This window comes from Polyangiaceae bacterium (assembly GCA_020633205.1).
In the GTDB taxonomy this organism is placed as follows: Bacteria; Myxococcota_A; Polyangia; order Polyangiales; family Polyangiaceae; genus JAHBVY01.
Genome location: JACKEB010000014.1, coordinates 400,278 through 425,491, shown reverse-complemented (window position 1 = coordinate 425,491; position 25,214 = coordinate 400,278). Strand labels below are relative to the sequence as shown.

20 protein-coding genes are annotated in these 25,214 nt (G+C 63.7%); 10 read left to right on the top strand and 10 right to left on the bottom strand.

Annotation, left to right across the window (positions count from 1 at the left end; translation table 11 throughout):
- Positions 1–220 precede the first annotated feature (220 nt).
- From H6718_21915 to H6718_21900, 4 genes are all read left to right on the top strand, one after another.
- Positions 221–814, top strand: coding sequence for a hypothetical protein (locus H6718_21915; GenBank protein ID MCB9588079.1), 594 nt, complete (start codon positions 221–223; stop codon positions 812–814).
- A 194-nt stretch (positions 815–1,008) separates the two neighbouring features.
- Entirely contained in the window at positions 1,009–1,620 is a 612-nt protein-coding gene (locus H6718_21910; protein MCB9588078.1) for a hypothetical protein, read from the top strand.
- A 37-nt stretch (positions 1,621–1,657) separates the two neighbouring features.
- Positions 1,658–2,806, top strand: a complete 1,149-nt coding sequence (locus H6718_21905) for a hypothetical protein (protein ID MCB9588077.1) — start codon at positions 1,658–1,660, stop codon at positions 2,804–2,806.
- Positions 2,803–3,816 (top strand): class I SAM-dependent methyltransferase, encoded by a 1,014-nt coding sequence (locus tag H6718_21900; GenBank protein ID MCB9588076.1) that lies wholly within the window; start codon positions 2,803–2,805, stop codon positions 3,814–3,816. Before H6718_21905 ends, H6718_21900 begins: the two co-directional genes overlap by 4 nt.
- 3 nt (positions 3,817–3,819) lie before the next feature.
- On the opposite strand, the gene H6718_21895 is transcribed toward H6718_21900, so the two are convergent.
- Positions 3,820–4,965 (bottom strand): hypothetical protein, encoded by a 1,146-nt coding sequence (locus H6718_21895; GenBank protein ID MCB9588075.1) that lies wholly within the window; start codon positions 4,963–4,965, stop codon positions 3,820–3,822.
- A 24-nt stretch (positions 4,966–4,989) separates the two neighbouring features.
- On the opposite strand from H6718_21895, the gene H6718_21890 reads away from it, so the two are divergent.
- Both H6718_21890 and H6718_21885 read left to right on the top strand, forming a co-directional pair.
- A complete protein-coding gene (locus H6718_21890; protein ID MCB9588074.1) occupies positions 4,990–5,769 on the top strand; it encodes a class I SAM-dependent methyltransferase in 780 nt (259 codons plus the stop codon).
- A 9-nt stretch (positions 5,770–5,778) separates the two neighbouring features.
- Positions 5,779–9,615 carry an RHS repeat protein gene (locus H6718_21885; GenBank protein MCB9588073.1) on the top strand — a complete coding sequence of 1,279 codons (3,837 nt, stop codon included), beginning with the start codon at positions 5,779–5,781 and terminating at the stop codon, positions 9,613–9,615.
- Here H6718_21885 and H6718_21880 read toward each other — a convergent pair.
- A complete protein-coding gene (locus H6718_21880; protein ID MCB9588072.1) occupies positions 9,612–11,069 on the bottom strand; it encodes a hypothetical protein in 1,458 nt (485 codons plus the stop codon). The genes H6718_21885 and H6718_21880 overlap by 4 nt on opposite strands.
- Before the next feature lie 321 nt (positions 11,070–11,390).
- On the opposite strand from H6718_21880, the gene H6718_21875 reads away from it, so the two are divergent.
- The 4 genes from H6718_21875 (at position 11,391) to H6718_21860 (ending at position 16,567) form a co-directional block, all read left to right on the top strand.
- Positions 11,391–12,539 (top strand): HmuY family protein, encoded by a 1,149-nt coding sequence (locus tag H6718_21875; GenBank protein ID MCB9588071.1) that lies wholly within the window; start codon positions 11,391–11,393, stop codon positions 12,537–12,539.
- Positions 12,540–12,628: 89 nt separating this feature from the next.
- Positions 12,629–13,561, top strand: coding sequence for a hypothetical protein (locus H6718_21870; GenBank protein MCB9588070.1), 933 nt, complete (start codon positions 12,629–12,631; stop codon positions 13,559–13,561).
- A complete protein-coding gene (locus H6718_21865; GenBank protein ID MCB9588069.1) occupies positions 13,561–14,637 on the top strand; it encodes a hypothetical protein in 1,077 nt (358 codons plus the stop codon). The genes H6718_21870 and H6718_21865 overlap by 1 nt, the downstream gene beginning before the upstream one ends.
- Positions 14,594–16,567 carry a TonB-dependent receptor gene (locus H6718_21860; GenBank protein ID MCB9588068.1) on the top strand — a complete coding sequence of 658 codons (1,974 nt, stop codon included), beginning with the start codon at positions 14,594–14,596 and terminating at the stop codon, positions 16,565–16,567. The genes H6718_21865 and H6718_21860 overlap by 44 nt, the downstream gene beginning before the upstream one ends.
- Here H6718_21860 and H6718_21855 read toward each other — a convergent pair.
- From H6718_21855 to H6718_21820, 8 genes are all read right to left on the bottom strand, one after another.
- Entirely contained in the window at positions 16,554–16,955 is a 402-nt protein-coding gene (locus H6718_21855; GenBank protein ID MCB9588067.1) for a hypothetical protein, read from the bottom strand. The genes H6718_21860 and H6718_21855 overlap by 14 nt on opposite strands.
- A 108-nt stretch (positions 16,956–17,063) precedes the next feature.
- A complete protein-coding gene (locus tag H6718_21850) occupies positions 17,064–17,315 on the bottom strand; it encodes a hypothetical protein (protein MCB9588066.1) in 252 nt (83 codons plus the stop codon).
- A 164-nt stretch (positions 17,316–17,479) separates the two neighbouring features.
- Positions 17,480–18,040, bottom strand: a complete 561-nt coding sequence (locus tag H6718_21845; GenBank protein MCB9588065.1) for a Uma2 family endonuclease — start codon at positions 18,038–18,040, stop codon at positions 17,480–17,482.
- 108 nt (positions 18,041–18,148) lie between these two features.
- Positions 18,149–19,339 carry an exo-alpha-sialidase gene (locus H6718_21840; protein MCB9588064.1) on the bottom strand — a complete coding sequence of 397 codons (1,191 nt, stop codon included), beginning with the start codon at positions 19,337–19,339 and terminating at the stop codon, positions 18,149–18,151.
- 49 nt (positions 19,340–19,388) lie between these two features.
- On the bottom strand, positions 19,389–19,763 hold the full coding sequence (locus H6718_21835; GenBank protein MCB9588063.1) for a hypothetical protein: 375 nt from the start codon (positions 19,761–19,763) through the stop codon (positions 19,389–19,391).
- 17 nt (positions 19,764–19,780) lie between these two features.
- Entirely contained in the window at positions 19,781–21,451 is a 1,671-nt protein-coding gene (locus tag H6718_21830) for a putative metal-binding motif-containing protein (protein MCB9588062.1), read from the bottom strand.
- A 12-nt stretch (positions 21,452–21,463) separates the two neighbouring features.
- Positions 21,464–23,158 (bottom strand): putative metal-binding motif-containing protein, encoded by a 1,695-nt coding sequence (locus H6718_21825; GenBank protein ID MCB9588061.1) that lies wholly within the window; start codon positions 23,156–23,158, stop codon positions 21,464–21,466.
- 73 nt (positions 23,159–23,231) lie between these two features.
- Positions 23,232–25,169, bottom strand: coding sequence for a PE-PGRS family protein (locus H6718_21820; protein MCB9588060.1), 1,938 nt, complete (start codon positions 25,167–25,169; stop codon positions 23,232–23,234).
- Between the last annotated feature and the right edge of the window lie 45 nt (positions 25,170–25,214).

Sequence of the window (25,214 nt, the reverse complement as noted above, 5' to 3'; positions counted from 1 at the left end):
ATACGCGAGAGTCACCGTCCCACCGCCCGGATGGTGAGAACGACAAGCGGGAGAGCGTGCTTCGTGGGCACGGCGCCGTGAATGCGCCGCAACAAGGCCCGCCGGAGCCTCGTGTCACCTGCCCTACGCGGAATGCGCTCTTTTCAGCCAAAGCCGCGGCGAACACCACTGCGTCGCCCGTTGCGCGCCGGCTTGGCCTCGAAGTTGCTGAATCGACGGCATGACGACCAAACGACTCAGCGCGTGTTGCGGTGGACTGCTCCTGATGCTGCTCAGCGGCTCGGCTCTCGCGGAGCCGGGCGCACCCAAAGACGAAGCCAGTGCAGAGCCTCCGGCGGACCAAGACGTCCGACTTCTACTCGGCGGCGGCATGACCCGGGGTGCGCACACCGACGGCTTCTCCGGTGGCCTGGAGCTCAATGTGGACTTCGATGCGTTGCAGGCGGTTGCGCTGGGTCAAGCCAGCACTGAACTCTTCGGGGGTGGCGACAACCAGCGCATCGCGGTCGGCGTTGGACCGCGATTTCGGCTCGGTCGGTTCAACCTCAGTGTCGCGCCCATCGTGGGCTATGCGCGCTACACGCTCCGTGAAGGCTGCTTGATCTTCTGCGACACCGATCGCCCCACAGAGCATGGCGCCTCGAGCTTCGCCGGGGGTCACGCTGGCCTCAGCTACTCGATTCCCATCGGTAGCGGCGGCCTCTTGCTTGGACTCTCCGGTGACGCCACTCACGACCTGGCCGCAGTCGCTTCGGAAGCTCCGGGCTGGCAATACACCTGGCTGCTGAACGCTGGCGCCTATTTCAACCTGTAGGGAAAAGCGCCTTCATGTAGTCGCCGACACCACTGTCGAAAGTCAACACCTCACCAGGTACGTGCCGCGCTGTCAGCCTGTTTGAAGGCGATGGGCGCGCTTGCTCCAGGGTCCGCAACGCGCCCGTCGCCAAGTTTGACACGAAGAACCATTCGGCGAACGCGGCACGCGAGTGGCGCGCAGGGAGGTTAGACATGCGGAAACTTATCTTGGGAGTGGCGGCTTTGAGCCTCGCGCTGGGCGCAGGCTGTGGCAGCGACGATGACCCGGTAGTCACTGGGGACGATGGTGGCAGCGGTGGTTCCGCGGGGAGTAGCGGTAGCGGCGGCTCTGGTGGCAGCGCAACCGCAGGCAGCGGTGGCACGAGCGGAGGCAGCGGCGGAACCGCGGGTGGCGCGGGTGGCAGTGCTGGAACGAGCGGGGGAACCGGCGGAACCACGGCGGGCGCTGGCGGCACAGCGGGAGGCACCGGAGGGACAAGCGGCGGAACCGGCGGAACCGCGACGGCGGGCACTGGAGGCACCGGAACCGCTGGCAGCGCAGGCGCTGCAACTGGCGGAGCAGCCGGCAGCGGCACGGGTGGAACAAGCGGCGGAACCGGCGGCGGAGGAGGCCTCGTCGGCACCGACTGCAGTCGCAGCGCCCTCGGCGACCTGATCCAGTGCACCGAGAGCTCGGCTCACAAGTACTACTGGACCTGCAACACGAACCACAAAACGCTCACCGGCTGCGTCACCGCAAGCGACGGTTCGAGCATGGCAACGGGCTCCGGCACCATGAACTGGTGCTGCGACGCGGACAAGTAGCCCGACACATCCGCGGGGAGTGGGGTAAGAATGGCTCGTGATCCACGAGACCGCCGACTTCGCGCATCACGATGAGTGGGAGGAGCTGCTCTCGAGCGCGTCCGTTGAAGAGTTCGTGAAACGCGCGAGCGGCGCGAGCTCCTCCCACGCTCCGCCACCAGCGGAAGATCTGGTCGCCCAATTCGGTGGCGACCTCCTGCCCTGGCTGATCTCGCTCGCCGAGCAACGAGACGACTACTGGCCTTGGCACGAGTGCCTGGTCCTGCTCCCCCGCCCCGAAGTATTCGAGGCGCTCTGGGAAGTGATTGACCCGAGCGGCGACACGCTCGGACCACTGGATGCTCTGTGTCTCGACTGGATCTGGGCTCGGCCCCAGCTCGGAGTTCCGCTCTTGGGGGAGCAAGTTCGCCGAAAGCTGCCTCGCGCGGAGCTGATGCTGAAGAGCCTCGCGCAATGCCACGGCGTGCTGATCTTCAGGCTATTGGCGGCGGCGCTTGGTGATAGCGAGGCGCGACGGATACTAGAGCAAATCGGCGCGGACACCGGATTAAATCCGTGGGGAATCATACATACCCTGGACGCTGGTGCCAGAAACCCCGAAACGTGGCCCTCTCAGGGCGCTGCCCTGACGCATAGTCTGAGGCTCTTCGCGGCTCGGACTCGCAACGACTGGGGCGTGCTCTTCGAGAGCCTCGAACTTCACGCCAACGGCTTCTTCAAGCACTACTTCGTCCACGGAAGCAAGTGTCTCACCGGGGCGTACGCTTCCTTCGAACCCTACCTGTGTGAACTGAAGCAATCGCCGTCAGGCGTCGACATCATCGGCAGCCATAGCACCCTGAGCTTGTCTCTGGAGCAACTGAGCGGCCTGGGAGTGGCGACGGACGTCGACTACGGGGTGCCCCCTCAACCCGTGTACACCACCCTCGTCGCCGAGCTTCTACGCGTGTCTCCGGAGAACGCGTGGATCCCTGCGGACCGCGCACTGGCGCGCCTGGAGCTTGGAGACGCGCCGACGCTTACGCTCGTTTCCTCGGGGTTTCACCACGTGCCAGGGGCGCACGCTGCGGAAGACTTCGAAGGAGCGACGCTGCCAAGCCACTCGGAGGTATTTCGCTCCCTCGCTCGCGCCTTGAGCGAGGAAGATCCAACTCTATTCAAACACGGGGCAGGAGCGCGATCGTGAGCAAACCCCAACTCGCACTCGATGCCTTGCACGCGCAGGCGACGCGTCCCAGCGATGTCTCTGGGCGACTGACCTTTCTCGCGCTCCCTTCTCTGGTCGAGCAGCGCACCGAGTACGTGCTCGGGGTATTTGCGGCTCTCGGCGTGACGCTGCGGGACGCGGAGAGCCAGGCGCTCGCACGCAGTATCGCCCACCAAACCGAGCAAGGATTCGCGCGCTACGCCTCCGCGCGGCTGGTCATCAACTACAAGCAGCTGGATGCTGGTCGGTTCACCTTCAACGTGAGCTGCGAGCGCATCACACTGGCTGAGCGGTACTCCGAATGGGTCTCGCGCGGAGAGCCGCTGTTCGGCTCTCACCCCGACGCGATGGTGGAGGCCGTGGCTCGGCAGCTTGGAGAACAGAACGCACTGCGGGTGCTGGACGTTGGCGCTGGCAACGGTCGAAATACGCTCGCACTTGCTCGCTATGGGCACTTGGTGGACGCGCTCGAGGGGACTCCGGAGTTCGTCGAGCAGATCGACTTCTGGGCGCGCCGCCAACAGCTGCGAGTGCGCGCGATATTGACGGACTTTCTCGAAGAAGAGCTTGCCTGCCCGGAGTCCAACTACGACTTGATCGTAGCGTCCCAAGTGACCTCCCACTTCCGAGATGTCGACGACCTCGTCATGCTCTTCCAGCGCTCAGGAGAACTCTTGGCTCCTGGAGGAGCGTTGGTGATGACCATCTTCATCGCGGACGAGGTGACGGCGGCTGGCGAGTTCGCTCGCGAGGCGGGACAGGCCCACTGGTCCTCCTTCTTCAGCCTAAGCGAGTGCGATCGCGCAGCCAGCGACGCAGGGCTGACGCGTGCACAGGACGAACAGGTGGTCGCGTACGAGCGCGCGCATCTCCCCAGGGAAGCATGGCCACCGACGCACTGGTTCGTGAAATGGGCCGAAGGACGCGACTTGTTCCCGACGCCACCGGCGCCGATCGAACTCCGCTGGCACATCTACCGCAAGGCGTAGCAGCTACTTCTTCGACTTCTGCGCCTTGTCGAGCTTCTTGAGCAGGCCGGAGGCCGCCTTGGCCAGCGGTCCCGACTTGTGTTCCTCGAGAGTGGCGCGGCCACGCTCAGGATTGGCGAGAAACCAGTCTGCAGCCAGGGCCTTCACCTTCGAGGATGCGGCCATCTCAAGCATTAGCTGAGGGATCAACGGCGAACCAATGCGCGCGAAGTCTTGCACCAGCTTCGTCTGATGGGCAGGCAGCTTCACGTTTTTCCAGTTCGACAGATAGTACTCTAGCGCGGGCTCCCCCACGACGTATGCCACACGAGCAGATGCACTGGTGAACTTGTGTGGCTTGCTCTCGCGGAGCACTTTCAGCACGAAGTCCGGGTCGTCCTCCACCGCTGCTGCGACACTTGGATCAATCGCACCCTCGGACATCGCCGACTCGACGGCGACACGCGGCTCAACGACTGTTCGAACCAGATCTGCCCCGCTGGAGCCTTCGATGGTCCCCGCCCTGCCTGCTTCCGCAAGGATATTGCTGAGCTCGGCTTTCACCTTGGCAGCCACGTCAGGCGGCACCCGCTTGAGGATCGGGACTAGACCGTACAGCAGCTGGAATCGAAAGGAGTCGAAGCCGTTCAGTTGGCTCGGCTGCATGGCTCTCAGCGCTTCCAGCAGAATGTCCAATGCTGCGCTCGCGCCAATGTAGGCTTCTGCGAGCAGCATCGAGTTGGGGAACACCCCGAGGTAGCAGCGCCCCGCTGCGCGCTCGAGTACCGCCGTGCGGACCTCTTCGGCCGTCAGCGGTTCCGCGTTAGCCATCGCCGCCATGGCGTCCGCGTGCCAGGTCCCATTGTGCAGGTTCGAATTGAGGCACCAGGCCGCGCGCTGCGTCCTTGCAGCGACGCGCTCTGCGTAGCTCCCGTCAGGCAGTTGACGAACGGAAGCGGCCTCGACGGTCGCCAACGCCTCGGGCTCTAGCTCGTCGACAGCATCGCCCGAAGTGAGCAGCCAAAGCGCAGGGAAGCCAGCCGCAAACAGCACATCGTCTTCTTCAGTCGCACCAAAGCCCTGGCGCACTTGACCGGCGATCTTCGGAGCGTGTTCCAGCGCGCCCGAATGGTGGGCTCGAGTGGGGACAAGGATTGAACGTATCTGCATCGCGGCGGATGGTAGTCTATGCCCGTGAATGCGGTCCACCCGTGGGCCTTGGCCGAGCTCACCGCAGCCGCGAGAGACGCGGAGTCTCTCCGCCCCGACGCTGCGTTCAGGGATGAGTTCGCCTCGCTCTTCGTCACCGCAGAGAGCAAGGTGCGCCTGGCCCGGCTCGGGGGAGACGCGCTGGTGAAAACGCTGGGTGCGCGGACGCGATGGTTCGACGCCTGCCTGGAGCCTTGGCTTGGCGCGGGTTCCGCTGTGGTCAGCTTGGGTGCAGGGTTCGATACGCGCTGGGCTCGGCACGAGGCATGCGCTTTGTGGGTGGAGGTTGATCTCCCCGAAGTACTCGCACGAAAGCAGGCGATCCTGGGGCGGCGACTTCCTCCCGACCTCAAACTCTGCCCCGGGCTCGCGACGCCGGAAACGGTGACGCGGCTATCGACCTTGAGCAGCGCCCATCCCACGTGCTGGTTGCTGGAAGGCGTCATCACCCATTTGCCTCCCTGTCACGCTCGCCGCTTGTTGCGCTGCCTCGGCTCCAAGCTGCGACCCGATGACTTACTGCTCTTTGACATACCGAGCGCGGGGACAGTGCGGGACGTTTCCCGCAATCCCCTGAGCTCGGAGGCGGCGCGACTCGGCTGGGTGCTGCAGACCGGAACGGACCACCCGCGGTGCCTGGCGGGGCAAATGGCGAGGAGCGAGCCCCGCGCGATCAGCGAATTTCTCGGCGAGCCCTGGGGATCACCAGCTGAGGTGCCAGTCCCGGGATGGCTAGTGAGTGCTCGGCAGCGGGAGTTCGTTTAGCATGGGCAAATGGCGCGAACAGCTCCCGTTCCCAACATCCCAGCTCCTCCCGGAATGAATCCTGGCGCCTTCGTCGCCGGCGGTGGTGGTGACGGGGGTGGAGCGGGAGGCAAGGGCGGCAAGAACGGGAACGGCAAGGAAGGCGCTGGAACCGGTGACGGCGACGATGACGCGAGTGGAGATGGCAATGACGGAGGGTGTGCCGAAGGCGACCCCGTTTGCCCAATCACAGGGCGCATGTTCGTCGACGTCTTCGACTTCGGCTTCGGGGCACCGGATGTGTTGCGCTGGCTACGCAACTACAGCTCGCGCACATCAAATTGCTGCACGGATATTGGTCATGGTTGGTCACATCCATACACCTGGCGAGTAGTCGAACGCCGCCGCGCGTATCATGTCTTCGACGACCGCGGCCGCGAGCAGATCTTTCGCAAGCGCAATGGGTCGAGTGCACCTCTGATGAACGGACTGGGGTGGGTCTTGACGCCCGGCCAAGGGGTCAGACTGCGCAAAGACGGCACCGAGTACGTGTTCAGCGAGCCCCGTGAGGGCGTGAGTTGGCTCATCAGGGTGATCGACCGCAACGGCAACCAAACCGTCTTGCATCGCAACCCGAAGGGACACCTCACCGGCTTGACCGACAGCGCTGGACGCAACTACCGAGCGACCACCCTCGCCTCAGGCCTGGTGACAAAGATCGAGGTAGAGACGGCTCCTGGGGGCACTCAGTGGATGCGCGTGGTCGACTACACGTATGACCAAAACGACGACCTGGTGTGCGTGACAGATGCCGAGGGCTATCAAGACCGATACGTCTATTCAAACCACTTGATGGTTCAGCACATCACCCCCACGGGCTTGACCTACTTCTATCGCTACGACGGCAAGGATCACGAGGCCTTCGTGCTCGAGTCCTGGGGCGAATATCCCGGCCGCCGAGATCCCGCACTAGCAGACAACTTCCCGCTGCCGGGGTGCAAGGGGATCCACTATCGAAAGTTCACTTACTCCAAAGAGGAGCGCTACTCCGAGGTCGAAAACTCACTAGGCGGGCTGACCCGGTACTTTGGAGACGCCGCTGGGCGAGTGATCCGCATCGTTTCTCCGAGCGGCGCCGTGGAGGATCGTGAATTCCACCCAGAAACTGGGGAGATGATCCGGCATTCGGACCCTAGCGGGCTGGTGAGGACGGCCGAGGTCGACGGCACACGCAAGCCAACGTACCAGCAGGTTGAAGGCGTGCCCGGCGTGGCGCGCTTCTACGAACCTGATGGCACCGAGGTGACCTACAACGAACTCTCTCAACAGGTCGTTAGGCGACGCTACGACTCGAGGGGCAACCTCACATTCGTCAAGAACCCTGACGGAACCTGGGAAGAATGGGGATACGACCAGCGCGGCTTGCCAAGCTATCAGGTCAAGCCGAACGGCGCTCGTACGTCTTTCGAGCACGATGCGATGGGAAGGCTGGTACTCACCACACACCCGAACGGAGACACCGAGCGCCGGGAGTATGACTACCTGAGCCGGCCTACCGCCCACGTCGGCGCTAGCGGCGAACGCACGGAATGGCGCTACGACCGCCGCAGCGAGATCATCCACAAGAAGCATCCAGACGGCAGCGAAATCCACGTGGAATATGACGCCATCCGTCGACCCACGATGCTGAACGAGGCTGGACGCGTTACGCGCTACGAGTACGGTGGAATGGCGTGGCTGACGCGCGTCGTTCGACCGAGCGGCGCCGCCTTCGTGATGAAGTACGACACCGAAGGTCTCCAACGAGAGGTACACAACCCCGACGGCCAGACGTTCAGCATGACCTATGACGCTGCGGGATTCCTGGTGGGCTGGAAGACATTCGAAGGTGTCGCATACACCCAGGGGCACGATGTCGGAGGAAACATAACCTGGTTCGAATCTCCACTATTCCGCACGGAAGTTGCCCGTAACGCGATCGCCAACGTCGAGTCGCTCAGCACTCCCGACGACGACGTGGCCTTCAGTTACACTCACCGCGGGGTCGCGCTGATCGACAACGGCGTGGTTCCGCTGGTACTCGAACACGACGCGATTGGCCGCATCGTGAAGGAAAAGCAGGGCTCCAACTCCGTCGAGCTAGCCTGGATCGGCGGCAGCCTGGCCGCGATCACGTCAACGGTTGGGCTACCCATCCAATACGACCGGCTGCCTTCGGGGCGGCCCGCGCGCATCCAAGTTGGCAACACTGACGTGTGGCCCTCCATGCCTCACAACGATTGCTTCTTGGACACCTGGGGCAACGACTTGATCGTGCGGCGCGAGTACTCAGCCGCAGGTGCGCTGACGTTTCTGGGTGTCGCGCGATCGAGCGGCATCGGACGCGACCGCGCCGCTACTGGGCAGGACGCGAAGACGGTGTTCTGGGCCGTGTATCGCTATGACCAACGCAAGAACCTTATCGGCGAGGAGTGGCACGACGGGCGGCGAGTTGCCTATGAACTCGATGCCAACGACCAAGTGGTCAAGGTCCTTCGCTACGACAGCGCCGGGCAACTCGTAGAACAGGAAGACTACGGGTACACCCGGAGCGGAAACGTCCGCGTAAAGGGCGCCACCTACGATGCGGCCGGGCGCGTCATTCAGTTCCGCGGAGAAACATTCGAGTATGACGCCGCGGGTCGGCTGATACGCAGGATCTCCGACGCAGGGACGCGGGAATACGAGTGGAACGGCCTCGATCACCTGATCGCCGTGCGGGGTAAGCGCGACACCGTTGAGATGGACTACGACGCCCGGGGGCGCCGCATGCGGCGTCGCTTGATTCGAAACGGCGAGTTGGTCTCCGACACGTCCTACGTATGGAGCAACGAGACGCTGCTCCATGAAAGGGACGAAATCAGCGGTGAGTGCCGGACGTACGTCAAGTGCAACGAAGACTGGGAGGTGCTCGGTCACACTTCAGGCTCTGGAGACGCCGTCGCCTACCTGCTCCACCCGAACCGAGGCGTGTTCGGTGCGGTCGACATGCAGGGGAAGCTGGTGTGGCTCGGCTCGCCCCGCTTGTTCGGAGAGTTCGACCCGGAGATCTCTCAGGCATTTATTTCCTCGCGGATGTTGAATCAACAGTTCGACGAGGACGTGGGGCTCACCTACAACCGCCACCGTTGGTATCACGCTCCAACCGGACAGTTCGTAACGACGGACCCCCTGTTCCTCAACGGCTCAACGAACCCAAGAGAGTACGCGCTGAATCCGTTGACTCAGGCGGACCCCAGCGGGCTCAGCTCATATGCCCCGACCAGCAACCCGTTGCCGCCAGACTCGCCCCAAGCAGCGCCCGCTCAGATCACGAACACCCAGGCCAGCGCTGCGTACCTCGCGGGACCCGGAGCGTGGGCGACCGCAGGTGCGCCGGGTGGCCCCCCTGGATACGCCGACTGCCCAATCAATGGTGCGGACGGTCGCGCCGCCTTGGACCGCCGAAGCTTCGGCTCCGCACAAGGTGTCGTCGACGCCGCGGGCACGGCGTATGGTTGTCACTCCTGCGGCGCCAAGAAGTCTGGCTATCCTGACAACGCGGACGGCACTCAGCACTGGACCTGCGACCACCAGCCGGCGGTGTGTACCTACTCCGACACGGGCACCAAGGGGCGGCGACCGGGTGGTACGGTGGCGACCGCAACCTCCAACACGCCAGGAGCGGTCCGCCTGTACCCTCACTGCAAGAAATGCAGCAACTCCCAGCGCAACGCGCTGAGCCAACAAACCAGAATGCCCGGTGGGCAAGCCGCCATCTCAGCAGTCGCGCTTGCACAGATGCAGCACAACTTGACCAACCCATCACCTGCACCGCCCATGATCTAATTCCGCACGGCTTTTATTTCACGCCGACGGAGTAACAGTAGAGCGAGGAAGGCGAACCACGCCCGTGGGGTGGCACCACGGGGAACAAACCCGCAGCCTTGGCTCGTTGGGGGGTGAGGAGCGGAGTTTGGGCGATGGGCGTCGCCCGTGGCCGCGGCGTCAAGGTCTCCAACTGCCTGTGCGTCGGGGCCAGCGTCGCCGTCTATCGGTTCCGGCTCGAGTTCGGAGAACACCAGCTCGAAGCGCGCGTCACTGCGGGCGGTGGTCACTCCCACGACCATCACCACGCCGGGCCTCAGCGGAGCTTGCCCCGTCAGTTCGTGAGCAGCGTCTAGGTCGAGAGCCGTTCCGTCGTCTCCGAATGGGACGTACCAGACACGATTGCGAGCGACGTCGGTGTCGATACTGACCTGGAAGCGGGGGAGCGTGACGGCAAAGTAGTGACTGCTCAGACTGATCGTCGCGCCAGCGATACTCACCGGCAAGGGCACCTCCGTGAGCGCGACCTCTGGATAGCTCGATGCATTGGCGTAGCCGGCGCTGGATGCACGAGCTCCAGTCGCTGCGTTCCAAAGCGCGAAGCGCTGAAACGCGTCCGCAAGGTTGCTCTCAGCACCAGCAAGCAGAGCAGCGTCGATCGCAGCAGTCGACGGCGGCCCTTGCGCCTGGAGCCGCTCGAAGGACTCGCGCATCACCTCTGCCGAGTACGCTTCCTCGAGGAATAACGCAAATAGCGCCGTCGAGTAGCTGAAGCTCGACGCCGCCCCGCCGGCGGCAGAGTCTAACGAGCGCTGCGGTTGCTGAAAGAAGACAGGAAAGAAGCGCTCCATGTCTTCCAGCTCGGGGTACAGCGTATTCGTGGCCCACTGCGCTCCCGCCTCTGAAAACCAGGGTTCGATGCGCGCATCGTAGCTCGCCTGGATCAGGTGAAAGTACTCGTGAGGGACGACGGTGCGTAAGGCCGTCGTGCGATCGGGATACGCATAGCCCGCGAAGTCGTTCTCAACGATCAGAAAGCCGGAGCAGGACTCAGCGCTTGCCTCACCACACCACTCATCCACTTTGGTTCCGTCAGCGCTGCCCCCAAAGTTCATCAGGTAGATGTCGATGGCTACGTCGTGAGCCGCGCAGGGCACTAGCTGATCCGACACGACAGGGTTGTAGCCGAGGTCCTTGAAGTGAGCGTGCGCGCTCTCGGCGACATTCAGGGTCTCGACGACATAGGCAGGAGCAGCGTCACTAGCGTCCGGGGGCGCGTGCTCGCCGGCTAGAGCATACCAAACGCGGAAATGGCTCGACAGAACGGAAGCCAAGCTCTGACCGACGTTGAACGGGCTGTCCGGGTGACTCGGACGCAGGCTGTCGCAGTCCTGCGCGGCAGCAGAGCGGGGCAGCCAACAGCTTGCGAGGATCCCCGCGGCAATGAATCCGAGTGAGCCTCTGTTGAAAGTCACTTTCATAACCGTGCAACAGCCCGAGCCAAAGGTGCGCCCGCCAGGGAGTCCACGAAACCTGGCCAATCGGTTGCATCTGAGGATTCTCCTGACTCAGATGCCTCTCCTGGCGGGCGCATCGAGACCATCGCGGTTCCCCTCCAAAATGAAAATGATTTTCAACAAAGAGACGAAAATGATTTTCATTTTCATTAAGGGGTGCATACTTGGGCTCGAGAGTCGGCTCTGACTCTCGGTTCCCCCAACTTCGAGCCGGTGCGCCCACGCCCAGCAACCTCATGTGGGCGCACCGGCGGGGATCTCTCCATCTCGCGCCAACCCATGTCCCGCCTCCCCTGCTCCACACGGAAACTCATCGGATGCTGCGCGCTGCTGGCGTTCGGCTGCACCGACATCTCCGTGGACAAGGCGACGGAGAACGGCGGCCGAGGCGGCTCCGCGGCGAGCTCGGGCGGTGGGAGCGCGGCAGCTAGCAGCACGGGAGGCGTCGGTAGCGCGCCTCTGGAGTGGCCCGGAACGCTAGCAAGCGTCGATGTCCCTAGCGATTCGGCGTTCGTGAACCTCTCGAGCGCGGAGGTGAGCGTTGGCGATGCAGCACCGGCTGAGTGGGACCTGCATTTCAACGGCGTCGACCTGTTCACGAACTCAGGCGCCTCCGGAGAAGGCCTCGGAGGTGCGTTCGGTCCCCTCGCCTGGGAAGTCTACTTCGCCCAGGAGTACCCCGAGGTACCCTTCATCTTCACCGACGAGCCATCGGGCGCGGTCGGCGACTGGTACGCCTACGACGGGACCACCCACGCGCTGTACAGCCGCTTCCACACCTACGGCATTCGTTCTGGAGGCGACCTCTTCAAGCTCCAGGTTCTCTCGTATTACGGCGAAGTCCAGGGCGCACCTGTTTCCGCGGTGTACAGCGTGCGCTACGCCAAGGTGGAGCCACAGCACAATCACGCGGTGCAAGTCATCGAGTCACTCGATGGAACCGCAGGCTGGCCCAATGTCAGCGATGCGCAGCCAAGCGGTTGCTTGCGTCTGAGCGACGGCGCCGTGCTGGGGCTCACGCCAGCTGAAGCTCGGCAGCGCGGGGACTGGGACCTGTGCTTTCGCAGGGACAACATCAGCGTCAACGGTGACGCCGGTGGTCCAGGCGGTGTGACCGGAGTCGACCTAGATGCTGACGACGACGCCGAGGTCGAAGACGTCAAGCTGCGCACCAGCAGCAGCGCTCTAGCCGCGTTCGAAGCGGTGAACTGGACCACGCTCAACGACCCCACGCTGAAGTATCACGGCGATCGCATCGTCTCGGCCTTCACCGATGCCTGGATCGATACAAGTCAACCGCCCAAGCCCATCGAGGCGACCTGGCTCGTCATCGATCACGCCGGCGCCCCCTTCCTCTTGGCGTTCAGCCAAGACGAAGCTGCCCAGCCCAGGCACCTGACACTCCACTCGTTTGCACTCTCCGACTAACCCCGGTCGGACCAGCGAAGCAACCAGCATGTGACGCAACCAAGCGTCACCCAGATTGATATCGCGCGGAAACGCGCATGGAGACCCTGATGTTTCGTCCGAAAGTACTCTCATTGATAGGCCTGTGCGCCACGCTGACCCTGGTCGGCTGCGGCGATGACTCTGATGACAACGGCGGCAGCGATGCGACTGGCGGCAGCGGTGCGACTGGCGGCAGCGGCGCATCCGGTGGCAGCAGCGCCTCGGGTGGCAGCAGCGCATCCGGCGGCAGCGCTGGCACGAACGCCAGTGGAGGCAGCGCGGGTAGCACCGGCGGAACCGCAGGCACCGGTGGAAGCACTGGAGGTACAGGCGGAACCGCGGGCAGCAGCGGTGGTACGGGCGGAGCGACCGGAGGCACCGGCGGAAGCAACTTCGAGTGCACGTCTGGGCGTAACGAACTGCTCGGGCCCATCGACGCGGTTAGCACGGGCGACATCACGGTCCTCGAAACCGCGAACGGAGTCAGCACGGTCTACATCGACGCCAGTGCCGGGGGCTACCAGAACCAAGCCACGAACCCCGCCATCTACCTCGACCTCGCCAACCTGAGTCGCGTAGACATCACGGATCTCGCAGCCTTCACGAGCGCAGACTGGGACCTGGCGCTCAAGCGTGACTTGATTCGCAGTAACGGCGGAGACAGCGGCGTCGGTGCGGCTGAAATCGCCGCGCTCAGCAAGCCCTTCGACGACGTCACGAGTGCGGACGCAACGGGTGCGAGCTTCGAAGAAGACGACTACCTCGACAACCTCTGCATCCCGCAGACAGATCCCACGGGCAAGCCGGTGACACCGTTCAGCGGTTGGTACGAATACGACATGCAAAACATGACCCTCGCCCCTGCAGCGATCACCTACTTGATCCGTGCGGCAAACGGGAGTGACCTCTACAAGCTCGAGATCCTCGACTACTACTCCACTCCAGATGGCCAGACCGGAGCAACCAGTGCGCGCTACCGCGTACGGATCGGAGGACTGTGATGCGCCTGCGAACCAATCTAGTAAGCGGGCTCGCGCTGGGCGCATGCCTCCTCACGCTGGTTGCTTGTGGCGGTGCGGCTCCAACGGCTGCCTCACCGGAGCAAAACGCTCAAGCAGCGGACCTCCCCCCCAAACCCGATCCCGGAGGATACGAGGCCAGGGACGAAGGTCCCCAAGTGGACCGCGACCAAGCGGCCATCCTGGCGATGGCCGGCACCTTCAAGGTGCACTTCTCCTTCAAGGAGACGACCACGCTGCGCCCAGGCTACAAGGCGAAGGACGAGTACACCTCGGACGCGCTGGAGCTCGTGGAGGTGGTCGAGAACGAGCCTGGCAAGGTCGTGCTGCAGCACATCCTGATCACCGGCGACGACGGCAGCGCCATGATCATCAAGCACTGGCGCCAGGACTGGCGCTATGAGGACACCCATGTCTTGAGTTTCCGCGGGAAATCAACCTGGGAGAACCAGGATATGCCGACCGACCACGCGAAGGGCACCTGGACCCAAGCGGTGTTTCAGGTTGACGACAGCCCGCGTTATGAGAGCCACGGGCGCTGGGTCCATCGTGGCAAGACCGCCTTCTGGGAGAGCGAAGAGACGTGGCGCCCGCTGCCCCGACGCGAGTACACCAAGCGCAGCGACTACCACGTGATCGTCGGGCGCAATCGTCACGAGCTGACGCCCAATGGCTGGGTACACTTCCAGGACAACTACAAGCTCGACCTGGATGACCAGAGCGGCAATCCGATCTTGGTACGGGAAGTCGGTGAGAACACCTACACTCGCACTTCAGAGGCAAACTTCGCGAAGGGGCGCGCCTTCTGGCAGAAGAACCAGGGCTTCTTCGCTGATGTGCGCCACGCCTGGGACGACATCCTTTCCTCACAGAAAGTCATTCACCTGGACACTTCGCCAGACGGCCAGCCGCTGTTCATGACGCTGTCGAAACTCGCGAACGAGGGGGAGGCTCCCTACTCACCGGGCAGTCAGCTACCACAGATCAAACAGCTGCTCGAGAAGAGCGTCGTCGATGCGCCCCCTGCCGCTACCGCGGACCGCAGCGCGAGTCGCTAGCTGCGCGTTTCTCGCCCTTGGCATTTTCTCCGCGGAATCACGTGCTCAGTCGGACGTCGTTGTCACCGGCACGCGCTCCGCGGAGAGCAGCCAGCGCAGCATCGTCCCCACCCGCACGGTCACCCGTGAAGACGCCGAGCGGCGCGGCGCGAACACCGTCGCCGACGCCCTGAGCCAAGAGCTCGGCGTGCAGGTCAACCCGAGCGCCTACGACTACCTCGGCAACCCAAGCGGCATTCAGATCCAGGGCTTCGACGGCGAACGGGTCCTGATCCTGATCGATGGCGAACGCATGATCGGTGACACCGGCGGTGTGATCGATCTGGAGAGCCTGCCCCTCACCGACGTCGAGCGCATCGAGTTCGTGAGCGGTCCAACGAGCTCGCTCTACGGGACTGGTGCAATTGGAGGTGTCGTCAACATCATCACCGGGCCCCCGCGCGCGGAGGGCTTCAGCAGTCGCTTGAAGCTCGAAGGGCGCAGCTTCGGTGGACACAGCGAGCAAGGCACCGCGGCGCTCCGAGACGCCGACCGCTGGCTGATGCTGGATGGTTCGTACGCCTTCAGCCCGCTGCTCGAGCGTGATGACGGCGCGAGCGGGTTGCCGGAGTCAAAGCGCGCGCTGGTCCGCATTCGCTTGGGAGCATCACCAAGCCCAGGTTGGGCCACTCGCCTCAAGGCGCGGGTGATCCGCGATGAGCTTGCCGGTCTCAGCCTGATCGACCGTCCGGGGCTCGGCATTTTCTCCGTGGATACTCCAGAGGTGACCTACCGCTACCTCCTGGGCACGGAGCAGCGACTGCGCGTCAGCCGAGACTCGGAGCTGCGCCTCAGCTTGTCTGCGCAGTGGTTCGACAACGAGTCGAGGAAGCTCTTTCGCGGCTCCCCGGTGGAAGAGACACGACAGCGCGCGCACCGCTTGCAAAGCTTCGAGGCGATCTCGACGACTCGTGAAGAGCGTCGCACCTGGAGCTTCGGGTTTCGCGCCGAGACCGAAGCCTTCAACCAAGAGCTGAGCAAGACCGGAGTAGCCGGGAACGGCGAGTTGACCCACGAGGCGAGCGACGAGGTGCCCCAGCAGTCCTTCGGCAGCTTGGCCATCTACTCCCAGCTCGACTGGCGTCTTGGCGGTGGCTTTGCGCTCTTGCCAGGCGTACGCGGTGAGTGGCACTCACGCTATGGCTTCGTCGCAGCTCCTCGCCTCGCGGCCAGCTACAAGGCGAGCAGCCAATGGATATTCCGCGCGGCATTTGGCAGAGGCTTCCGGGTGCCATCAGCCAAGGAGTACGGCTTCGCCTTCGACCACTCGTCCCTCGGCTACGTCGTGGAGGGCAACCCTGATCTGCAGCCCGAAGCTTCCTGGGGGGTGAGCAGCGAGGCTCAGTATCGCCCTACCAAAAGCGTGAGGTTCCGCGCAGGCGGCTACGCCAACTGGGTCGAAGACCTGATCGACACGGACTTCGTCGGGCGCGACAGCGCCGCACAGGTCGATCGCTATAGCTACATCAACGTCGGACGCGCGCGCACCTGGGGCTATGAAGCCGATCTTGAGTTTCGCGTTTCCTCACGGCTCACCTCGCGCGTAGGCTACGCCTACCTCGACACCTACGACGTGGAGCGTCAGCGACCGCTAGTGGGTCGGCCACCCCATACCATCAAGAGCAGCCTCGACTACCAAATCACCCAGAACCTCGAGCTCAACCTGCATCACCGTCTGGTGAGCGAGAGCTACATCGACGACGGGCTGACGAGCCCCGCCTTCGTGAGTGTGGGGGTGAGGTGCGCCTACCAAGCCACGCGACAGCTAAAACTCCACCTCGGAGTCGAGAACGCGCTCAACGTCGAACGTGAAACGGCGCGCCCCGGAGACCAACGCCCCCAGCGGGGCGCAGCAGCGTACGCGGGCCTCGTGTGGGCTACGCCGGAGTGAGTTCGCGCTGTCGACAGCGCTGCAAGGCCAACGCCTCGAGTTCCCGTGCCAGGCGCTCAGCCAGTGCTTCGAGCGCCGGACGCTCACGCTTCAGCAGACCCCAGACAAGGCTTGCTAGCTCCCGTGTAGTCGCGCTCGAGCGCACCAGCTGGAAGCGTTCCACGATTTCCGCAGGACAATAGGCGTCCAAAGTCGCTACGCCGGAGCCCAAACAAACGTCGAGCTGCTGCGCGACACACAGCCACAAGACGCGATCTGCAAGCGCCCACTGGGCGAGACACAGCAGCCGCTGCGACGGCCACAACTCCTGACGCTGGAGCGCAGCCCAGACGGTTGGAGGAACGCAACCCGCCAGTTGCTCCTCGCTCAAGGCCAGCGCGAGCACCACCCGCAGCGCCTCGCCACGAGGCGCCGTAGTGAACTCCGGAGTGGCAGGGGGCGCGGGAGGGCACCGCAGCCGCGGAAGGTATCGCGCTGGATGGCGGGCGTTCATGCTTCAACACAGGTTCCGCAGCGTTTCCGCGCGGCTAATTTGAGACTCTCGAGCGCGGAGCTGGGCGAGGGCGTATCCCAGGGTGCCAACCAGCTCGTTGAGAGCTTCTTCGTTGAGGCGCACGGTGATCGCGCCAAGGTGCAGGTGCAGCGTGCCGCACTCGCAAGCGTCGAGTGCAGCCAGCTCTCCTTGGGCGAGACGCGAGTGATGACACCGGGCGAGAGGAACCTGAGCGACTGGCTTGAGCTGTTTCATGCCCCTGTTCTAGCGCCTTTTGGCTTTATTGAAAATGATTTTCATTTTCAATAGCTCTGAGCGAGTCTTCATGAGGAAGAAGCTGGTCTACCTCACCCAGGTGAACGGCTGCTTGCACAACGTGCAGCTCAAGGCCTGATCGAGCGCGGAAATCGGGGCGCAGCTCAACGCGCCCACAGCGCAGCTAGCTCGAGCTCGATGGCATCAAACGGTTCCGCGCGGATTTTCTCATCTTCTGCGTAGCTGGCCACCGCGCGGTAGGTCTCGCCGTCCAGCCGGAAGATCTCCAGCAGCTGCGATTTCGGGTCGACCAACCAAACGTGCCCGACTCCTTCGTGGGCGTAGATCGGAAGCTTACGGCGCCGATCCAGCACCGCGGTGCTTGGAGACAACACCTCGCAAACCCAGTCCGGTCGCAGGCTGACGCAGGGTGCGTCGGGTAGCTCCGGAAGCGTGGTGCGGCGCCATCCAGCGAGGTCTGGCACCAAGACGTTGCCGCTGAGATGGAGCTCCGGCTTGTTCAGGTTGAGCCAGCCTCCGGGTCCTCCACGTCCGCGGCAAAAGGCGCGACCCAGCTCTGCACCAAGCACAGTGGCTGCGCGCGCATGGAGACTCCCGCCGAACGGCGAAGCGATCAGTTCGCCATCGATGATCTCCCCCACCAGGTGCTCAGGCAAAGCCTCTAGGTCGGCGTAGGTCGCCATGCGAGGAGCCGGGTTGACCATCGCAGGCAATACTAGCAGAGGCCTCGGGGCTCCGCAGCCCTTGGGCCGCAAGGCTGTTTTTCTGCGCATCCCAACTCACGTCGCGCGCCGCGATGGCTGGACAAAGAGCTAGGGCGCACTGCCCAAGCCAAAGAGACGAAACTGAGGCGTATCCGCGTGGATTTCACCAAAGAGTGTACCTGACGCCGTCAAACCCGGGTCGTAGGCACACACGCCGCTCAACAGGGAGCTCTCCGTGTGTTCCTTCACCACCGCGAGCGGTCCAGTCAGCGAACCTCCTGACACGCCATAGAGCAAACAGCCCTTGTACGACTCACCAGCAACCGGGGAGATCAGGAGCCGCGGCTCGCCCTGCGCATCGATGTATGCGTCCGCCGCGTTGAACCCTGTCAGCGCCGGGTTCAACGCCTTCGCGTCCGTGGGGGTAAGCGGCGTCCCCAGGTAGCTCAGGTTGCTCCCGCTCAGCTGCAAGCTGATGATGCGCAGTCCGCCGGTGGAAGCGCAGCCAAGCCATATCCTCAGGGATCCATCGAGCGCAACCGCTGCGGGCTCGGTCACCGCGATACAATCGGCAACCTCTGCGGACACGTCGCTCAAGCGGTGAAGCGGCGCTCCGGCAATGCCCGCATTGTAGGCCTGAGTGCTGCTTGACGCGAAGTAACCCCCTGCGGCGAGGAACACCTGCTCTGGAGCTTGGGAGAGCGCCTCCGCGCTCGCCGCAGCGCGCATGGCGAGCCACCCGTATTCGAAGCGCCGATCACCCGTGTTCGGATCGGCGTCGTTCACGTGAAGGTAGCGGTGCCAGAAGAGCTTCCAGCGCTCAGATGTTGGGGCGCTCGAGTCAAACACCAGGGCCGAAACCTCGTGGCTCCAGTGACTAGGGAAGCCTTCGAGCCCTGGCGGTCGATCCGGAGCCGACACATCCTCAGCCGCGTTAATCCGCGCGGCACCGCACCAGGTCGCGCCACCGTCGTCGCTGTGCACCAGCCATGTGGAGACTCTCCCCTCCCCCACCAACCCGTCGACGCTCGAGTAAGACATCCAGACGCGTCCAGTTGCAGGATCCGTGGCGACCGATGGATCGAAGGCTCCGTTTCCATCGTCGGGAAGCCATACGCCAGTGTCGTTCAGCGAGGTACACACCTCTCCCGCGTCCGCATCGGCATCAGGGGTGGCGTCCTGTTGCCCTCCAGCGTCCGCATCCACCCCCGCGTCTGCGACAGCACCAGCAGCCGAGCTGTCATCGTTTCCGCACGAAACGGCCAACGCACCCAGCAACCCGACAAGTCTCCAGCGCATGCTCCATGCTACGCCGAGAACCACCATTCCCACACGCAATCCGCTAGTTCTAGATCCGGGGCAATAACCAAGCTTTGGTTTGAGGGTGAGCAAAGCTGATCAGGCGCCCAAGGGACGCCAGCAAACCCAGCGCAAAGCGCCACGGGGGCCCGCCATACGGTCCCCCCAGCGCCTCCCCAATCATCAGCATCGGCATCAAACCGAATAGTGACCAAGCCAGCACCGCATAGGCCAGAAACACACTCCGCTCCCGGCTACCACTGGTCGCCCACCAAGGGCCAAAGCCCGCAACCAAACAGCAAGCTCCATACGCCGGTTGCGCGAGCCCACCGAGCCCAACACCCAACGCCCCAACCACCATCAGCCCAGCGCTGCTAACCCACAGCCCAATCGGCCGCCTCAAAACCCACTGCGCACCGCGCATGCGTCTTCATACGCACGCTAGTCGCAAAGGTTCGGCCCGAAAGTGCGCAGCATGAGATCGAACGTACCATCCGTCGCATCAAGGTAGACGAGGGCGGAAAGGGTTCCGTTCGACCCCACGTCCGCGTCCGGAAGAACTAGTCGATCCCTGATCACTGGTACCGGAGTCCCCGCGGTACAATCGGCGGCAAAGGGCACGAACGAGATCCCCCCCACTCCAGCCGGCGGCAGTGTCCCTACAACCAGATAGTGGTCCGCTCCCACGCCCACGGCACCCGCAAGTTTGATGCTCGCCGCCGTTTCCGTTGAGGCGTCCGAGGGGCCACACACATATTGTCCCGAAGCATCCAAGATCGCCGCCCCGATCCTCTGGGTGCTCGGTAACGCGATATGCGCGTAGCTCGCGAGAAAGCCCGATTGGGTGGGCTGAACGTAGAAGCGCTCGTAAGCCTCGTTTGGGACGTTGGTGAGTGGACTGGACGCTGGATATTGGTCGCCAACGTTGAAGAGGGCGTCCATATACCCAAGTGTCAGGTGAGCCGTCGCGCCCTCCACAACTGAGTACGCCACTGCATAGCGACCTCCCCCAAACCCGGCGCCAGGCTGCAAGAAGAGCTTTCCTGGACTGGAGAGACCGGCGCGTGGATTCAACACCCCACCCGGATTGACGATCATGATCTTCAATTCGACGTCACTGCCGTTGGGAGCCGAAAAGAACGCTCCAACCCCGAACGCGCTGGCCGCCAGGGATATCGAGGAGCCGTTACTGGCGTCGCCCACACGAACGCGACTGCCAATGAGAGTGCCGTCCCGCGCCACGCGTTGCACATATGCGGCAGGCGCTCCGTCGGTCTGGTCGATCCACCCAGCGGCGTAGTGATCACCCTCTACAATCAGATCGAAGAGCGGATTCGACTGGAATGTAGTGCCACCACTTCCAGGTGCTGCCGACAAGGGGACGACCGCGGATAAGGGTTGACCGTTGAAATCATAAACTCGAAAGAAGAGCCGATAGTCGCCGCCAACCTGGTCACCCCACATCACCCCGAGGTCGTTGGTCCCTACGGCGACGAACCGCCCTCCCAAACGTTCCGTCAGGGTCTCGAGCTTGAACTGCGCGCCACCGATCGGCAGACCCTCCTCCAGGTCCCCCTTTCCGTCGCAGTCGTTGTCAAGGCCATCGCAGATCTCCGGAGCGCCAGAGTACACGTTCTCGTTGCTGTCATCGCAGTCGTCGCCCGTTGCCTCTTGGCAACGTGAGTCACCGTGCTGATCGCCATCGGTGTCCTTCGCCGTCAGTTGACACTTCGGGCCGCTGCTGGTCTCGAAGCACTTGCCCGCGCAGTAGGTCGAATCGATACCTGAGCAATCAACCCCGCTGCCGTTCTGACAGAAGTTGCCGTCGCAGGTCTCGACGCCGTTGCAGGCCTTGCCGTCGTCGCACTCGGCGTTCTTCGTGCACGGCGTTCCGCCACCTGCACCTCCGACTTGCGACCCGCCAACACCCGATGAGCCACCATTCCCCGCGGAACCGCTGGATCCTCCGCCAGCCCCGCTTGCCCCAGCCGTACCGGCAACACCGCCGGTTCCCAGAGACGGTCTAAAGTCGTCTAGACCGATGAGTTGGCCGCAGCTCAAAACTCCTGACGCCGCCAGGCAAGCGACCCCAACCACACCCAAGCGTCTCATGTCCACCGTTCCTCAGTCGCACATGTTGGGCCCGAACAGCCGGAGCTTCAGTCTCTTCTCGCCGTCAGTCGCGTCTGCATAGACGAGAGCGCGAAGGGTCGGATCTGAATCCACATCTGTTTGGAGCTGTATCAAACTGTCCGTTAGAATCGGGACAGTGATGGGCGCCGTGCAGTCCGACTTCACGGTCGAGACGTATATGTCTCCCTTCACGGCGGTCGTGGAGTACTCTGCGAAAAAAACCAGCGCGCGGTTGGCCATGGACGCCGTTCCAGCGATTCGGTTGGCGATCGTCCCAGAGAGCCGCAAAGAAGTCGGACCGCAGGCGTAGTGGTCGTTGCTGTCCAGAAAGGTCACGCCGAGTTCACTCTTAGGTGGACTGGGGGCTTCCACATTGAACGAGAGAAGGTATCCAGCGTCCAGTTTGGTCACACCAAGCTTTCGATAGAACTGACTCGGCGAGTTTGGCAACGAAAACGGCGCGGGGATGTCCACCAACTTGAGGAACTGCGAATCGAGTCGTGCGAGATGCAGACTTGCGGTTGGATCCGCGAACTCGGCGAAAGCCAACATTCTGTTCGGCCCGCTCCCCGCAACCACTGGAAAATATTGGGTGGCATTCGATGGAGGTGGGTCGAACGAGTAGTTGAGAACCCTTCCCGAGGATTCGATGAACGACTCACCGAGTGCCAACTCCGGCTTAAGGTAGAATACCCCTGTGCCGAACGGCGTGGATCCCAGCGCAACGGTACCTTGGGTGGTCGTAGGGGTCCCTGCAAGGAAGTTGTCTCCCATCATCGAACCATCAACGGCAATAAGCTGGGCCCATACCTCGGCGGTTCCGCTTCTTGAGTCTATCCACGCGGCAACATAGTGATCTGAAGCCCAGATGAGATCGAACTCTGGGTTGTTCTGAACCGTTGACCCCGTCTGCTCGGGGACGGTGATCTGTGTAGCTTCGCCGAGCGGGGTTCCGTCTCGTGTAAACGTCTTGGCCCACAGCCTGTTCGTGCCTCCCACTGGTTCGTCCCCCCACATCACAGCGACGCCTTGGGCCCCAACGGCAACGAATCTCCCGCCGGAGAAGGAGTTGAGGGTCGCGACATCCAGAACGCGCTCCGAAAGCGGCAAACCATCCTCCAGGTCCGCCTTCCCATCGCAGTCGTTGTCTATCCCATCGCAGACCTCCGGAGCGCCGGAGTACACCTTGTCGTTGCTGTCATCGCAATCGTCTCCGGTTGCCTCCTGGCAACGCGAGTCGCCGTGCTGATCACCATCGGTGTCCTTCGCCGTCAGCTGACACTTGGGGCCACTGCTGGTCTCGAAGCACTTGCCCGCGCAGTAGGTCGAATCGATACCGGAGCAGTCAACCGCGCTGCCGTTCTGACAGAAGTTGCCGTCGCAGGTCTCGACGCCGTTGCAGGCTTTGCCGTCGTCGCACTCCGCGTTCTTGGTGCACGGCTTTCCGCCTGTGCCACCGGCGCCAGCGACTTCAGTTCCCCCAACCCCGGCTGTCGACGAACCACCAATCCCCGCGGAACCACCTGTCCCGCCTGCCGCGGAGGATCCAGCGCTCCCAGCTGCGCCGCCAGCGTCGGTTCCCCCAACTCCCACGGCCGGCTTGAAGTCATCGAGACCAATCAGCTGCCCACAGGCAACGACCGAAAGCCCGGCAAACAGCACCACTCCAAAGCCAACGCGACGCATCTGGTCGGGTTAGCTCAGCCGGCGCCGGATGGCGAGGCCGAAGGCCTGCTTCCTTGTGGAAGCAGGCCTTTTTTCAGTTGATGTTCAGTCGCGCGGCCGTGGTGCCCGTGGTTCCAGCGTTGCCCGTGAAGGGCGAGGTGCCCGCCAGGCCACCCGTCCCCGGAGAACCGGGAACGCAGCTCCCCGGATCGCTAACGGGTTGATATTGCACGTTGGCGAGTCCACCGATCGCAACGCACACACTCGGACCACCGCCGCCGCCGCCGCCAGGTCCACCTGCGCCGCCCGCCGAGCCATCCCCACCGCGGCCACCAGGACCGCTGTCGTCGCTGTGCCCGCCCCCTGCAGCGCCCGTGCCGCCTTGCTGCCCGGACGCCCCATTGCCGCCATTGGCGCCCTTCCCGCCGTTGCCTGGGAAGATCCGGTTGTCGAACACGATGGCGTTGCCCGCGGCGGCAAACACACCAAACGAACCACCGCCGCCACCGCCGCCAAGGCCGGCATTTCCGCCAAGGCCCCCACAGCCGCCGCTGCCACCCCCGCCACCAAAGTCGGCACAACAGAGATTGTTTCCGCTCCCACCGCCACCGCCACCGCCACCGCCACCGCCGTTACCGTCTTGACCTGGCGTCCCGTTCCCGCCGGTTGCCGGAGAGTAGCCATCAGACGCAACCGAACCGACGGAGAGTCCGCCCGCTCCCGGCCCACCTCCCGATACCACTGAGCCCGGAGTTCCTGGCGAGCCTTGCGTTCCAGCGTCGGGTAGAAGCGGCGTGCATGAGTTGGCCGAAGCGCCAGGACCGCCGGGAGCACCGCTAGCAGCCGGAGATCCCGGTTGCCCAGTCGTGTTGCCCAAGCCACCGTCGCCACCCTTCCCACCCGAGCGAGCACCGCAAGCTACGATGGCACCACCCCCGTGACCGCAATCAGAGTTGCCGTCGCAGTCGATGATGCCCGTGCCCTCGCATCCGCCGTCGCCAACCTTCCCGTCCGGCGCACTGGTCTGCGCGTGCGACTGACCGTTGCCTTTGAACTCACCGTCAGTGCCGTTCGCGAGATCGATCACGTTGTAACGCACATACAGCTGACCGCCGCCGCCGCCGAGGCGCACACCGTAGGTGCTTTGACTGAAGCCTGAAGGCGCCGAGGCTTCCATCGTGAAGCCCTCGATGTGCGTCTCGTCGTTGATCACCGGTGCGTAGAAGACCGTGCCTACAGCGCGAACTACGGTCGTCGCTGCCGCGCTGCGCCTGAACTTGAAATTCGGATCCGTGTGGTCAAAGCCACCGTAGACGGAGATGCCGCTCTCGACGTTGACGGTCTCGTTGTAAATCTCCCCGGAAACGCACACGGCGGGCGCGCCTTGAGTCTTGGCGTAGCCGATGGCTGCGTTGATGCTGGCGAACGGAGCGGCGCGGGTGCCGTCGGCGCTCCCGTCAGAGCCTAGGGAGGCTGAGACGTAGATGCAGGTCTCGACGATGCCGTCGCCGCCGTCGCAGTTCTCGTCTTTGAAGTCCGGGTCGATCTCGTCGGTGCTGCTGGTCGGCGTGCACTCGTACTCACAACCGCAACCGCTGCCGGTGATGGGGTTGCCGTCCAGGTTACAGAAACCTGCAGGGCAGCAAGAGTCGCAACCAACGCCAAGGCCTCCACCGGAGCCTGCCGTGCCGCCGGTGTTGCCGCTACCGCCAGTGCCTCCAGCGCCGCTCATCCCCGCGGCACCGCCCGTGTTCGTTCCACCAGTGCCTGCGGTGCCACCCTCACCCCCAACACCGGCGGTTCCACCGTCTGCTCCGGCGCCTGCGTTACCGCCATTGGCGCTGCCTGAATTTCCACCCGTGGAATTCCCGGCGTCACCGCCCGTGCCTCCGTCACCCGAAACGCCCGCTTCGCCGCCGGTTCCGCCAGAAGCGCCCGAGCCGCGCGCGGTCTCCGCCTCTCCGCCAGCGGCACAAGCCGCCAACGAGCCAGAGAGAATGGTCAACGAAGCACCCCAAAGCAGTCGCCGCATGACGCGAGTGTCTCACGCACCACAGCCGGAAACAAAGCTGCTACA

Coding starts and splice junctions, on each gene's coding strand:
- H6718_21835 (MCB9588063.1), bottom strand. CDS start 19,763: ATGCGCGGTGCGCAGTGGGTTTTGAGGCGGCCGATTGGGCTGTGGGTT.
- H6718_21825 (MCB9588061.1), bottom strand. CDS start 23,158: ATGCGTCGCGTTGGCTTTGGAGTGGTGCTGTTTGCCGGGCTTTCGGTC.
- H6718_21850 (MCB9588066.1), bottom strand. CDS start 17,315: ATGAAACAGCTCAAGCCAGTCGCTCAGGTTCCTCTCGCCCGGTGTCAT.
- H6718_21830 (MCB9588062.1), bottom strand. CDS start 21,451: ATGAGACGCTTGGGTGTGGTTGGGGTCGCTTGCCTGGCGGCGTCAGGA.
- H6718_21910 (MCB9588078.1), top strand. CDS start 1,009: ATGCGGAAACTTATCTTGGGAGTGGCGGCTTTGAGCCTCGCGCTGGGC.
- H6718_21875 (MCB9588071.1), top strand. CDS start 11,391: ATGTCCCGCCTCCCCTGCTCCACACGGAAACTCATCGGATGCTGCGCG.
- H6718_21845 (MCB9588065.1), bottom strand. CDS start 18,040: ATGGTCAACCCGGCTCCTCGCATGGCGACCTACGCCGACCTAGAGGCT.
- H6718_21915 (MCB9588079.1), top strand. CDS start 221: ATGACGACCAAACGACTCAGCGCGTGTTGCGGTGGACTGCTCCTGATG.
- H6718_21870 (MCB9588070.1), top strand. CDS start 12,629: ATGTTTCGTCCGAAAGTACTCTCATTGATAGGCCTGTGCGCCACGCTG.
- H6718_21860 (MCB9588068.1), top strand. CDS start 14,594: ATGCGCCCCCTGCCGCTACCGCGGACCGCAGCGCGAGTCGCTAGCTGC.
- H6718_21865 (MCB9588069.1), top strand. CDS start 13,561: ATGCGCCTGCGAACCAATCTAGTAAGCGGGCTCGCGCTGGGCGCATGC.
- H6718_21840 (MCB9588064.1), bottom strand. CDS start 19,339: ATGCGCTGGAGACTTGTCGGGTTGCTGGGTGCGTTGGCCGTTTCGTGC.
- H6718_21820 (MCB9588060.1), bottom strand. CDS start 25,169: ATGCGGCGACTGCTTTGGGGTGCTTCGTTGACCATTCTCTCTGGCTCG.
- H6718_21885 (MCB9588073.1), top strand. CDS start 5,779: ATGGCGCGAACAGCTCCCGTTCCCAACATCCCAGCTCCTCCCGGAATG.
- H6718_21895 (MCB9588075.1), bottom strand. CDS start 4,965: ATGCAGATACGTTCAATCCTTGTCCCCACTCGAGCCCACCATTCGGGC.